Source organism: Streptomyces kanasensis, assembly GCF_043077165.1.
GTDB classification, from domain to species: domain Bacteria; phylum Actinomycetota; class Actinomycetes; order Streptomycetales; family Streptomycetaceae; genus Streptomyces; species Streptomyces changanensis.
Window position 1 is genome coordinate 261899 of record NZ_JBIBSF010000011.1, and the last position, 12245, is coordinate 274143.

Consider the following 12245-nt stretch of genomic DNA (forward strand, 5'->3'; position numbering starts at 1 on the left):
TACGCCGCGGGGCGTCAGCCGCTCCACCCACGCTGGTTGTCTGGATGCTCCGTGATCACAGAGCCGGGGATGGCGGCCAGCCGAAGGCGGTCGCCCCGGTCGTAGTGCTCCACCTGCACTTCGATGGCTGAGGCGCCAAAGCGAAGAGTGAAGCAGGCGTCCACGTCGAGAAGCCCTTCAAGGTTTTGGCGGGCGACGTCGTCGAACGGCGGCAAGACCACGGCCCGCCACTCACCTGTGCTGGGGGTGGCGATCACTCGGACCGGGACCCGAGCCAGGCACGTCGATTGATCGGCCCACCACTCCAGATGCGCCGCCTCCTCGTCACAGTCCACACCCCGAGCGTAGATGCCAGCACCTCTCGCCCGCACTGCTCGTTGATCGGACACCGCCGCCTCGAACGACGCGCGTGACCACCAGGGGCACCTCTACAACGACGGTTACCGCAACGACCCGTACTCGCTGGGTGGCGGCTGGGACTCGTTCAACGGCCTGACCGGCCCCGGTGACGGCCAGGCCGACCTCCTCGGTGCGGGCGGCACGCTGTACCCGTACCGCGGCGACGGCCGGGGCCACCGCGTCGCCGACCGCACCGGCCTCGGCACCGGGTGAGACGCCTGCATCGCCCTGGCCGGCGCGGGCGACCTCACCGGTGACGGCCGCGCCGACCTGTAGGCCCGCACCCCGAGCGGTACCCGCGGCTCCGGCTCCCGAACGGCATCCAAGGCGCGTGTACGTCACTCCAGGATCGACCGAGTGACGGGGGAAAGCCTTTGCCGCACCCGCCGTGACGGCGCCTCCGAGATCCCCAGGCACTCGATGAGGCGGACGGCTTCGGTCATGGCAGAATCGCGCCTCCAGCATGGCGTGCGGTGCCGGCTGAACATCACCGGGGTGGGACGTGGACAGGCTCAAGACCACAGCGGGGATCTGCGCTGTGACGGCGTCGCTGTTTCTTGCAGGCTGCGCGAGCGACACGGGAGCGCCGTCCGCTTCCGCACCGCAGCGGCCGGGGGCGTCCGCCGCGGTCTCGGCGGCTCCGTCCTCGGCGGTGGGGAAGGGCCGAGCCGAGGTACTGAGTGACCTTGTGTTCGCCACCCGGGATCTGGGCGGGGAGCCGCGCATCGTCAAACGCTCGGAGGAGCGCCTCGAAGCGTGCTCCATCGACGGCTCGGGGGTGTCCCCCACCGTCCTGGGCAGGCGTGAGCTACTCGCCGCAGTCAACCGACTGCAGCAACGGGGATGGACGTTCGGGGGCTCCGACGCCGTGGATGCCTCGAACGAGGGTGTGCAGACCCATGTGACGTCGGGCGACTGGATGGTCTTCATAGGCGCCGGTCCGGCGCCGGCAGACGCCTCGGGGCAGGACGGGACGAACGCGAGCGTTTTCGCGTTCTCAGCGCAGGCCACCTGCAGCGCGTCGTAGAGAGCGGGCAGACGCCGTTTCCCCGATGGTGGCTCAGCGGCGGCCCGGACACTTCGCGCGGGCGAGGCCGGCGGGATCCGGGCCTACGGGGCCGCCGCTCCCTTCACCAGCTCACGGGCAGCCGGAGGGGGAAGCGTCGGATGGTCTCCGTGTCCCATTGCACCTCCGAGTCGGGTACGGCGAGGCGCAGGTGGGGGAAGCGGGTGAGGAGGGCGCCGATCGCCGTTTCCAGTTCCGCGCGTGCCGGGGCCGTGGCGATGCAGTGGTGGCCGCCCCAGCCGAACGTCATATGGGGGTGCGGCGCGCGGTCGAAGTCAAGGGCGTCCGAGTCGAGGAAGACGGCCGGGTCCCGGTTGGCGGCCAGGTAGGAGACGTGGACGAAGTGACCCGCGCGGATGCGTGTTCCCTCCGGGTCCACGTCTGGCAGGGCCATGCGCGGGATGCCGACGCCCTTGCGGAAGGGGATGTGTCGCAGGAGTTCGCCCAGCACCCGTGGCAGGCGTTCGGGATGGCGCTGCAGCAGGGCACGGGGTGCCGGGGTGGTGAGCGGGGTGTAGGCGATGTTGCTGATCTGGCAGGTGGCTGTGTCGTTCCCCCTGAGGATGAGCGTCAGCGCCAGTACGGCCAGTTCGTCGTCACTCGATGGCTCGTCGTCGTCCTCGTGACCGGGGGGTGGCCATGGTGCTGATCAGGTCGTCCCCGGGCGTCGTCCGCCGCAGGGCGACCAGCGCGGTGACGTAGTGTCGCGGTAGCGTCGGCGCACGTCCTCCGCCCGTCCGGCGAACGCCCGCAACCAGCCACGGACCGTGCCCTCGGCGAAGCCCAGACAGGCGGCGACCTGGCGGTGCCCCATGCCCAGAGCGGCTGTCTCCAGCCCGGCCCCGATCACCACAGCCGCATCCGCCCGCCGCGGCCAGGGCACCTCTGCCAGAAGCACATGCGTGACCTTGCAACCCGAGCAACGCGTACGGCTGGCCGCAGGAAAAGTCGGGCTCCCGGATCACCCCGGACTTGCCGGGGCCTGCCATGTCCCCACGGCGCCAGGACCGCACGGTATGACGGACACATCAGCCGACCGTCCCGCAGGTGCCGTCCCACAGCAGCACGTCCGAGTCCACAACCAGCACCGACAGCCTCCGTCTGACCTGCAACGATCCGCCGGAACCTCTCCAGACGGGCCAGTATGCATGTTCGAATCTCCCGGTCGGCGGCCTCATGAGAACAGCCTCACCCCGCCGTGCTGCCGTTCCCGGGCAACAGGGACGATGCCTCCGTGGCGACCACCCTTGAGCTCTTCGCGGACAACCTTCGGATCCACGCGGTCCATGTGCCAGTTCACGACGGCGGAGGCCGGCTCGTCGGTTGCCGGCGCGCCGTCGAGACGGAAGGGCAGATGCGCGTCGCCGCCGGCCGCGATCTCGTGCCGGATCCCGGCGTGCTCGGCGATGCGCACGGCATAGGCGGTGTCCTCACCGCTGGTCTGCCCGTCGGTGTAGGTCACGGCGCGGACCGGGCCGGCAGCGGACGCGAGCAGAACGGCGGTCGCCGAGTCCAGTCCGCCGGACAGGTCCGCGCTCACCTCCGCGACGTCGATCGCTGTCAGAGGTCACTCAGCTTGCCCGTGCGCCGCGCCGTCGCGGTGGCGGGTGCGCGCCGGTGAGACCAGCGCGGCGTGATCCGGTAGCGTGCCGGTGCGGTGGGCGCCATCCGGTGATCGCTTGGTCCAGCGCCCGCCGTCCGCCCTGAGGTTCAGGCGCTCTGGCCCGGGGGCGGAAACCGCGCCGCGGGTGGCCGCGCGGCGGTCTCGGGCGGCGCCGCGTACCGGCCGGAGCGCCGGGGCGGGCTCCCAGCGGCGGCGTAACCCGTCGAACCCGCTCCATATCCACTGGTGCTGCTCGTCTGCGGTGCGAGTCATGCCGAGGTCGTACAGCGAGGGCCGGCCCGCCTTGGATCGGCTCAGGCCGAGCGGTACGGCCCTTCGGCCGCCTTCATGCGCTGCATGGCCGTCAGCCGGACCGCGAAGTGCACTGCGGCCGCCGCCGCGGCGATGTCCAGGATGTCGGCCGCTATCACCTGAAGCACGGCGTCCCGCACCTCTCCGAGGCTTTCGGCGTCCTGGTAGCGCTGCCAGGCGTACCGATTGAACAGGATCGTGGTGACGAACATGCCCCACCACAGGTTCACCGGCCAGAAAGAGACCTTGTACGGCTCGCCGTCGGCCGGCAGCCGCGCGCTGGCCCCCACATGTCGACGGCGACCCGATAGGGCATCCTGAGGTTCGCCAGCGGGATGAACCAGGACCCGATCGCCCAGCCGGGGCCGTTGCGGAACCGGTCCGGCCCGAGCACCCCGGCGTCCCGGCGCATCCAGTGGAACCAGACGATGAAGACGATCGCGCGGGCAAGAAACGTGACGCTCTGGAGCTGTCCTGCCGCCTGGTACAGCGCGTCAGCACCGTCCAGCTCCTGCTGAGAGGGTTCATCGCCCTGCGGTCACACGTTCAAGGAGTGAACGGTCCAACCGTCGCCTTCCATTTCAGGCCGCCGCAGAGCTCTCGATTCGGCGTGTGCGCTGCCGACAGGAGCAGCAGTCAGCCGATCACCTTGGCGCTGCTCTTGACGATGGTGACTCTGGGGCTTTCCGGTACCGGCTTGCCCTCCGAATCGGTGAACGTGAGTTCCGTCGGCCACGAAGCGCCGGGATAGACACCTACTGTATCGGTCTCCATCGAGCGGGTGACATCGAACCCGCCGGGGCCGGTCACCCGTATCTCCACCTGGTAGAACAACCGCTTGTTGCTTTTGTTGGTGATGTGCACCGGCACTGTGAGCTCGTTGCCGGTCGTGGCGGGGGAGAATACGGTCACGTCTCCTTGCTGTGCTACGGGGGCCCCGGGATCCGCGGCGCTCCGGCTCGTGCCGGGTGCCACCGGCACGGCACCCGGCACGGCTTCTCGTTCCGCCCGCTCCTTGCTCACCTCGTCCTGTTCCTTCTGCGGTGGCTTGAGGGAGGCAGGCGGGGCGGAAGAGGCGGTTACCGCAGGTGGCGGTGCAGCCGGGTCTGCTGTGTCGGATTGCGCTGCACCGCCGCAACCAGTGGAGAGAGCGCCAAGAGCGGTAAGGACTGACATGACTGCAGCGGCTATTGTGCGACTCATCGTCGATGATGGCATGGTGATCCGGTCTTTCAGTTGCAGTTGATGACGAAAGTGCGGTCGATCAGTGCAGTGGCGGAGGTCTTGGTGGACTTCATGATCGCGGTGACGCGCGAGCACCATCCGTCCTTCAGGCGCACCGGGCCGGCGTATTGGATGAAGTCGCCCTCATTTACCTCGCATGGCGACGAGAGCTTGTTGGGGCAAAGCTTCGACTTCATGTACTTTCGCGTTCCCAGATTGTTGTCGAATACCGCACACGTCTCGAAGGGCGAGTTGTCTTGCTGGTAGGTGTACAAGGTTCGGAAGCGCCGCTCGTCGGGGAGCGGTTCGGCACGCTGGAGAAGGAACCCGGATCCGCATAGGTTCGATGCAGCCTGCGCTTCTCGCGGAGAGGCCGCAGCTATTCCGTCCCTGACTGCCTCCTGCGGGTCAAGGGCCCCCGGCCCCCCGCCCCGACTCACCCCCAGGTCAGGGCTGGTCGTACCAGGAAAACGCCGCGATGCGCCAGCCATCCGGGGTGCGGACGAACTGGATCGCCTTCGTTCCGCTGCCCTCGAACGGTTCGCCGTCCAGGATCCCGGCCTTCCGGTACTCACCGAACCGCGACGCGACGTCCCCCGCGATCTCCGTCCGCTCGGAGGTCTCCCACTCGGAGAACTCGGCGAGCCGTCCATCCGTCAGCAACCGCTGCCGGGGCTCGATGAACTCGTCCACGGTGTAGACCGCGAAATGCGGGCCGGTCGCGACGATTACCCCGCCCGGGATGACCAGCCGACGAATGCGCCCGACTTCGGGCACCTTACCGTCCCGGTTGTCGAAGGCACCGAAGAACTCGGCGGTCACTCTGTCTATCTCGGTCTTGGACATGGCGCCGACCGTACACCGTCTGGCCGCCGGGGAACGGCGTTCCGCCCGCTCCCTCCGCCTCGCGATCGCACGCACCAAGACGCCCCCACCCCCCTCCGGGCGGACGACGCTACTTCCGAAACACGCCATGTGCTGCATGGGGTGTGCGTCATGCGTTTTCACTGGTGCTGACCTGGGCTGTGGAGGTACCTGGATGTCTTTTACTGGTGAAGGTAGGTGGCGTTTGGTGGGTGGGAGGCTTGCCGCTCCTGTCCCCCCGACCCGACCCGACCCGACCCGACCCACGCTCGCCCGCGGCGGCCCGTGGTACCGGTCCTCGGTGTCGTCCTGCTGTGCTCGATGATGCCGGCGCCGGGCTCCCCCGCCCCCGATCCGTCCGCAGGGTGACCGACAACACCCCGGCCCCAAACGATCACGTTCGGGGCCGCCAAGTGTGCCGAATCCGACGCCACACCCGGGCCCACCAGCACGGCCAGCTGCGCCGCGCTCAGCTTCCCCCGCCTGCTTTCGCCGTTCGCCGCCCGTCACCCGGGGGCCGCCCTGTCGCCGTCACTGCTCCTGTCTCTTGGCCTCTCCGCTGTCCTGCCGCCCGAGGTCTGCCGCGGCGTTCCGAGCCGGTGTCGCGGCCGCCGTCCGGCCACCCGGCGGCCTCCTGCCGGTGCCTCGCCGCCGCGGGCTGCCGCCCGTCGCTGCTGCTCGTCGTTGTGCCGGGTGCCGATCCGTCCTGTGCCGTCCTGTCCGCCCTGCTGCCGTCCGTCCCCAGGGGTGCCGCCGTCGGTCCGTCGCGGTTGTACCCCGCCCCGCGGCGTTGTCCGGTTGCTGTCCTGTCGTGCTGCCGATTTTCGGCCGGCCTCTGCCCGGGGACCGCAACGACTGCAAGGCATGGGAGGAGTCCGGCGCCAAAGCCGCCGTCGGCAACACCGTCACGATCGCCGACGGCGGCTATCCGGGCACCGGACTCGTCATCCCGCACCGGCGGCGGCGCGGCCAGGCCGAACTGCCGGACTGGAATGAGGACCACAACAAGTCCCACAAGCAGGTCCGGGCCCGCGTCGAGCACGTCTTCGCCCGCATGAAGACCTGGAAGATCCTCCGCGACTGCCGTCTCAAGGGTGACGGCGTCCACCACGCCATGCTCGGCATCGCCCGGATGCACAACCTCGCCCTCGCCGGATAGACCAGGGGATCACACCGCAACCAACGATGCCCGGGACGACTTGAAGATCATTTACGGGACAGCCCTTAGGAACAGTGTGAAGACCAAGATTGCCGCGTCCGTAGTCATGGCGGCGCTCGTCCTGAGTATCGCCCCGACCGCTCACGCGGGACAGCAGGTGGATGTCATTCAGGAGCACAACGTCACCAACTGCTACTTCGACAAGAGCAAGAGCGGCAAGGAGCGAGCGAAGTACTGCAATGCGCTTCAGGGACGCCCCATGACCAAGGCCGCCAGGGACTGCCTGCTCAGGGCAGGCGTCGGCAGTGCCGCGGCCTTGATCGTGGGTAAGGTGAACAAGTCCCTGGTGGTCTCTCGCGTGGAGGTAGGTGACCTCACACATGCGTACGAGCTCGTTCGCCGTCTTCTCGACTTCCCGCAGGAACGCGGCAGGCGCTGTCCTGGCTGCCGCCTCGGCACCGAAGACGTACTCCCACTTCCAGCTCAACCGCACACCGCCCGCTGCGCATCGTCGAGGACGGCGCTGATCTCGGCGAGGGCGTTGTTCACGGCCTCCTCGTCGTCGTGCTCACCCTTGTCGTACCCGGTCAACACGTCCTGTGCGCGCTCATAGCGTACGCGCAGGTCCAGGCGCCGGGCGATCTCGATGTCACGTGACCAGGCCAGCAGCCATGCCTGGATCGGGGTGAGCGACTTCTCATCGATGGCCTGGGAAAAGGCCGCGTCCATCGTGCGTTGCATCTCCTCCAACCGGGCCGGTGCGACCTTGGCCAGGGCCGCGCGCAGGGCACCCGCAGACCGTTCGGGTCGGGGGATCAGTTCGTCCGAGGTGTCGTGCTGGGGTGTGGGCGCCACGGAGTGCTCCTTTCGTCTGCGACTCGAAGCTACCGGTCCCAGGGTGATCATTTGCCCTCTTGGCTGCGCCCGGGCGGAACGGAAGGGGCTGGTCTGGCCGCTCGTGCCTGCAGGCCGCCGGACGGTCGCCGTCTGGCGGCCGTCCGGCTACTTCGCGCGCCGAGGTTGCCCCCGCGGCGTCGATGTCCTCGAGCTGGCCGGCGACGGTCTCCTCTGCCCTGGATTCTGGCGACCGGTCAATTGTGGGAATCGGGCGTAAGTGGATTGTTCCTGATCCAGCGGCGTACTTGCTCCGCTTCCTCTTGACGCCCGAGTGCCTCAAGCAGATCCGCCTGCAGGCCCAGCGGGGCGTGCACTTGCGGAAGGACGGAGGGCATCGTTCCAATGTGGCTGCGGTAGAGATCCACAGCCTCCCCAGTTAGGCGTAGAGCCCCGGGAAGATCACCTCCCTCTGCAAGAGGGATGGCAAGGATGGACAGCGAGCGGGCGAGGTCCGGTTCGTAGACGGCCGGGTTGTCGGCCGCGAGCCGGCGGTAGATCTCCACCGCCTCCTCGGTGGCGGTCAGGGTCTGCCCCCGCTTTCCTGCGGCCGCCAGTTGGTTGCCGAGGTTGGACAGCGAGCGGGCGAGGTCCGGTGCGTAGACGGCCGGGTTGTCGGCCGCGAGCCGGCGGTAGATCTCCACCGCCTCCCCGGTGGCGGTCAGGGCCTCCCCGCGCTTGCCTGCCGCCGCCAGCTGGTTACCGAGGTTGGATAGTGAGGCGGCGAGGTCGGGCTCGTAGGCGGCCGGGTTGTCCTGTGCCAGTTGCTGATTGGCCTGGACGAAGGCGCCGGTCAGCCGCAGGGCGAGGGAGGCGAGGATGCGGGAGGGGTAGGGAAGCGCGGTGGTGGCGGACCGGATGGCTCGGTAGGCGAGGACCGCGGTGTCCAGGGCTGTGTCCAGGGTGTGCAGAACATGTCCGCTATCGGTGGTACGGCCGGCGTTGTAGTGGGCGATGGCGGCGCGGGCCAGGACGGTGACGAGCTGTGCTTGCTGTCCGGGTGTGGCTGCGGCGAGCAGGGCAGGCAGCTGGATGCGGTCGTGGGTGAGGGTTTGCGAGGCGTGGTATTCGGCGATTCGGTCGGGTTGAAGAGAGCCGCAGTAGCGGTCGGGACCGGCCGGGTACAGGCTCGCCAGCCATGCCGCCGTGCGGGGCGCTTTGCCGGCGGGCAGGTCGGGGAGCGCCCCGAGGACGTGGGTGGCCGCGTCGGCGGTGGTGGCTCCGCACAGAGCGGCGATGGCCACCGTGGCGGCCAGCGCGGTGGTGGGCAGGTTCAGTTTGAAGGCGGGGGCTTCGGCGCTGTCCTCCCAGAATCGTCCTTCGTGCTCCAACAAGATTTTCTCGGCCGGGGCGCCGGGGGGTGTGTCGGCGGGTCTGGGGCCGTGCTGCAGGAGGGTGACCAGGGCGGTCAGTTGCAGGGTGAGGGTGTTGTCGTAGCGAGGATGGCTCAGGTCCTCTGGAGGCTGGAGGGCCGTAGCCAGGGCTGCCCAGTCGTGCGCGGGGACGCTGGAGACGAGGGGCAGCAGGCGGGCGAGGTCGCAGGCCGCGCGGGTGAAGGCGGTACGGCGGTCTGTGGAGGACCGGCTGCGGGGGATGAGCGGGTCGAGCCCGATGACGGGCGCCGCGGCGAGCAATCTGCGCACGGCGGGGGTGGCGCTGAGCGGATCGGTGCGCCATTCGCCGTCGGAGCGGGCGAGCAGCAGCAGCCGTACGCGGTGGCGGGAGCGGTGCAGGTGGGTGATCAGGCGGCGCAGCAGGCGGGGGCGGGTTCCGGCGTAGTCGACCGCGTGGCGATCGCCTCGGCAACGTCCCACTCGGCTCGACGGGACCGTGTGGCCGATTTCGGCGAGCCGGACCCAGGCAAGTACGCATTCCAGGACGGCGGGGCACGGGGTGGCCGGATCGACGTCGTCCAGAACGATCCAACGGTCCGTCACCGCACGTCAGGCCCACAGGGACGGCCCGACACTGCGCCGCCGTGGCCCGTCGCACGTGTCTCGAAAAAGCGCGCCCACCGAAAGCGGCATCGCTCATACCCGCACTTCGCCGGACTATGACCGACTGCTGGGGACACTCATGCAATACGCAGGTGAAGCACGCACGAAATGCAGCGGAAGCGCCTTGCCGGATGGCCTGTGTGCGCTGTTGCCGGAGGAAATGCGCGCACCTAGCTTTGTGCACGGCGTCGGCGGCGCACCGCTCGATCGGGTCGTGCCGCAGGCTCACGTACGAAAACAGCACCAGCCCTGTTCATCCCACAACGAAAGGGTATGACGATGGCCTACGAGCGTCCCACTCTCACCAAGGTCGGCGACTTCCAGAAGGTCACCGGACTGGCCGGCCAGGGCAGCCCCGACCTGCTGGGCGGCCACAGCCTGCTGTGATCCGGCCCGCCCATCGGCCCCGGGTGACCTGAGCACCGACGGCACGTCCTGGGGCACGTCGGGTCCGGAGTGTGGGCGGCGTACCGCGCCGCCCACACTCGTCCCCCGTACCGCTGCTGAAACCGCATCGACCAAGAGAGGCCTGTGCATGGCGACCGGTACGTCATTACCCACGGGGGCGAGTTGGTTCCTGGTCCTTCCGGACACCGACGCCGTCGCGGCCCTGGCCGCACCGGTTCGCTCGCGTGCGGTACGGGAGATCAGGCATGCCTCGGGCCGGCCCTGGCTGTTGGGGTGCTGGCCGGAGGACAGCGTGACGACGGCGGTCTGCGGGCGGACCCGGTTGTGTGTGCTGGGGCAGCACGCGGTGACCGAGCGGGAGGCGGCGCGCGCCGCCGGCGCCGGATCCCCCGCGGCGGCCGAGCGGCTCGCCCGGACCTGGCCCGGCAGTCACCATCTGCTCGCCAGCTTCGACGGCGAGGCCCTGGCCCTCGGCACTGTCACCGGCGTGCGCAGCCTCTTCGTGGCGTCGGCCCGCGGCGCGGACGGCGCGTGCGTCGTGGCCGACCGCGCCGACGTCCTGGCCGACCTGGTCGACGCGGAGCCGGACGAGGGCCGACTGGCCGTCCACCTGCTCAGCCCCGGGATCCTGCACCCCCTGACGGCGCAGACGGTGTGGCGCGGCGTCGACGTGGTGCCCGGCGACCACCGCCTGACGCTCGACCGCGACGGGCACGCCCGTACGAGTCGGCACTGGTCGCCGCCGCCGGCGGAGCTGTCGCTGGCCGAGGGCGCCCGGCTGGTCCGCGACAGGCTGGCCGACGCGGTCGCCGTACGCGTCGCGGGCGACGGGCCGGTCACCGCCGACCTGGGCGGGGTCGACTCCACCGCGGTGGTCTGCACCGCGGCCCGCCAAGGAGTGAAGATCGTCGCCTACACGGCCGCCGTTCACGACGTCCTCGGTGACGACGTCACCTACGCGCAGCGCACGGCGGAGGCGCTCGACGCGCTGGAGCACCACGTGGTGCCCGCGACCGCCGTCCCCCTGACCTTCGACGGCGTGCACGAACTCCACGACACGCTCGACACCCCGTCGCTGTATTCCGTCAACCGCCACCGGCGCATGTACATCATCGAGCGGGCCGCGGAGCGCGGCTCCTCGCTGCACTTGAGCGGGATGGGCGGGGACGAACTCTTCAGCGGCGCCAGCGCCCATGTCCACGGCCTGCTGCGGCGGCATCCTCGTACGGGCTGGCGGCATACCCGCGGCTTCGTCACGAGGCACCGGTGGTCCCGCCGGACGGCATTGCGTCAGTTGCTCGACGGCCGTTCGTACGGGGCCTGGCTGGACCAGGTGGCCCGCGACGTCACGCTGCCCCAACCGCCCATGTCCGTACCCCTCTTCGAGTGGGGCACCCCGCCACGGCTGCCGCCCTGGGCCACCGGCCAAGCCGTCGAGGCCGTGCGGGACCTCATCCGTACGCAGGCCGCGGAGGCGGAACCGCTCGGCAGTGGACACGGCGTGCACCGCGAGCTGGCCACGATGCGCACCCTCGCCCGCTTCGCCAGGCACGTGCAGCAGATGTCCGAGCCCCTGGGCATCACCTTCGCGTCCCCCTACTACGACGACCTGCTCGTCGAGGCTGCGCTCGCGGTACGCCCCCAGGAGCGGGTGACCCCCTGGCGGTACAAGCCGCTGATCGAGGAGGCCATGCGGGGCGTCGTGCCTGACGCCAGCCGCCGGCGGACCACCAAGGCCCACGCGGCCTTCGAGGAGGAAACCGGGCTGCGCAGGCACCGCTCCTCCTTGCTCGCCCTGTGGGACGACGCCCGTCTGCACGGCCTGGGACTCATCGACGTGGAGGCCGTCCGCGCATGGTGCCGCCGGCCACTCGCCGCCGACCTGGAGAGCGCGCTGCTCCACGCCACCGTCGGCTGCGAGGTCTGGCTGCGTTCCCGGGAGAACTCCGCCGGCCGAAGGGGCCGGCCCCGAACCGACACAGGAGGCAACCCCGCATGACGATGACCCTGCGCCCCGGCGTGGTGACGGCCGACACCGAGTACGGGATGGCCCTGCTCGACCAGAGCAGCGGCGAGTACTACACCCTGAACCCCACCGCCGCTGTCATCGTGCGCGCCCTGCTCGACGGCACCACCACCCACCAGGCGGTGACCGCGCTCACCGACCAGTACGACGTGAGCGCCGAGCAGGTCGAGGAGGACATCGCCCGCATTCTGCAGGAGTTGCGCGACGCCCGGCTGCTGACGGGGTGAGTCCTGGCACGTCCCGGCACGCGCCTCGTCGCCGTCCGTCACCGCCGCCCGGCGTCCTCGCGGGAG

The 12245-nt window shown here is 69.9% G+C and carries 12 protein-coding genes and 2 pseudogenes; 5 read left to right on the forward strand and 9 right to left on the reverse strand.

Annotated features, from left to right (window positions below):
- Nucleotides 1-14: 14 nt before the first annotated feature.
- The gene (locus ACF053_RS26075) at nucleotides 15-335 is read right to left on the reverse strand and encodes a hypothetical protein (RefSeq protein WP_391956202.1); all 321 of its coding nucleotides are present in this window, start codon (nucleotides 333-335) and stop codon (nucleotides 15-17) included.
- 566 nt (nucleotides 336-901) lie between these two features.
- Between ACF053_RS26075 and ACF053_RS26080 the strand changes: the two genes are divergently transcribed.
- Nucleotides 902-1426 (forward strand): hypothetical protein, encoded by a 525-nt coding sequence (locus ACF053_RS26080; RefSeq protein ID WP_391956203.1) that lies wholly within the window; start codon nucleotides 902-904, stop codon nucleotides 1424-1426.
- Nucleotides 1427-1529: 103 nt separating this feature from the next.
- On the opposite strand, the gene ACF053_RS26085 is transcribed toward ACF053_RS26080, so the two are convergent.
- From ACF053_RS26085 to ACF053_RS26110, 6 genes and pseudogenes are all read right to left on the reverse strand, one after another.
- A complete protein-coding gene (locus tag ACF053_RS26085) occupies nucleotides 1530-1916 on the reverse strand; it encodes a cytochrome P450 (RefSeq protein WP_391956204.1) in 387 nt (128 codons plus the stop codon).
- A gap of 723 nt (nucleotides 1917-2639) precedes the next feature.
- Nucleotides 2640-3005, reverse strand: coding sequence for an asparagine synthase-related protein (locus ACF053_RS26090; protein ID WP_391956205.1), 366 nt, complete (start codon nucleotides 3003-3005; stop codon nucleotides 2640-2642).
- Nucleotides 3006-3382: 377 nt separating this feature from the next.
- A pseudogene (locus ACF053_RS26095) lies at nucleotides 3383-3888 on the reverse strand (DUF4328 domain-containing protein).
- Nucleotides 3889-4016: 128 nt separating this feature from the next.
- Nucleotides 4017-4292, reverse strand: coding sequence for a hypothetical protein (locus tag ACF053_RS26100; RefSeq protein WP_391956206.1), 276 nt, complete (start codon nucleotides 4290-4292; stop codon nucleotides 4017-4019).
- A 320-nt stretch (nucleotides 4293-4612) separates the two neighbouring features.
- Nucleotides 4613-4801 carry a hypothetical protein gene (locus tag ACF053_RS26105; RefSeq protein ID WP_391956207.1) on the reverse strand — a complete coding sequence of 63 codons (189 nt, stop codon included), beginning with the start codon at nucleotides 4799-4801 and terminating at the stop codon, nucleotides 4613-4615.
- 250 nt (nucleotides 4802-5051) lie between these two features.
- On the reverse strand, nucleotides 5052-5450 hold the full coding sequence (locus ACF053_RS26110) for a DUF4440 domain-containing protein (RefSeq protein WP_391956208.1): 399 nt from the start codon (nucleotides 5448-5450) through the stop codon (nucleotides 5052-5054).
- Between the two features lie 838 nt (nucleotides 5451-6288).
- Between ACF053_RS26110 and ACF053_RS26115 the strand changes: the two are divergent.
- A pseudogene (locus tag ACF053_RS26115) lies at nucleotides 6289-6627 on the forward strand (transposase); the annotation flags it as partial.
- Between the two features lie 483 nt (nucleotides 6628-7110).
- Here ACF053_RS26115 and ACF053_RS26120 read toward each other — a convergent pair.
- Nucleotides 7111-7482 (reverse strand): hypothetical protein, encoded by a 372-nt coding sequence (locus ACF053_RS26120; RefSeq protein WP_391956209.1) that lies wholly within the window; start codon nucleotides 7480-7482, stop codon nucleotides 7111-7113.
- Between the two features lie 236 nt (nucleotides 7483-7718).
- Complete coding sequence (locus ACF053_RS26125; RefSeq protein WP_391956210.1) at nucleotides 7719-9458, reverse strand: tetratricopeptide repeat protein; 1740 nt, start codon at nucleotides 9456-9458, stop codon at nucleotides 7719-7721.
- A 339-nt stretch (nucleotides 9459-9797) separates the two neighbouring features.
- Here ACF053_RS26125 and ACF053_RS26130 point away from each other — a divergent pair, with 339 nt between their 5' ends.
- The 3 genes from ACF053_RS26130 (at nucleotide 9798) to ACF053_RS26140 (ending at nucleotide 12179) form a co-directional block, all read left to right on the forward strand.
- Nucleotides 9798-9905, forward strand: coding sequence for a keywimysin-related RiPP (locus ACF053_RS26130; RefSeq protein WP_165995458.1), 108 nt, complete (start codon nucleotides 9798-9800; stop codon nucleotides 9903-9905).
- A 148-nt stretch (nucleotides 9906-10053) separates the two neighbouring features.
- The gene (locus ACF053_RS26135) at nucleotides 10054-11925 is read left to right on the forward strand and encodes an asparagine synthase-related protein (protein ID WP_391956211.1); all 1872 of its coding nucleotides are present in this window, start codon (nucleotides 10054-10056) and stop codon (nucleotides 11923-11925) included.
- On the forward strand, nucleotides 11922-12179 hold the full coding sequence (locus ACF053_RS26140; RefSeq protein ID WP_391956212.1) for a lasso peptide biosynthesis PqqD family chaperone: 258 nt from the start codon (nucleotides 11922-11924) through the stop codon (nucleotides 12177-12179). Before ACF053_RS26135 ends, ACF053_RS26140 begins: the two co-directional genes overlap by 4 nt.
- Nucleotides 12180-12245: the final 66 nt, after the last annotated feature.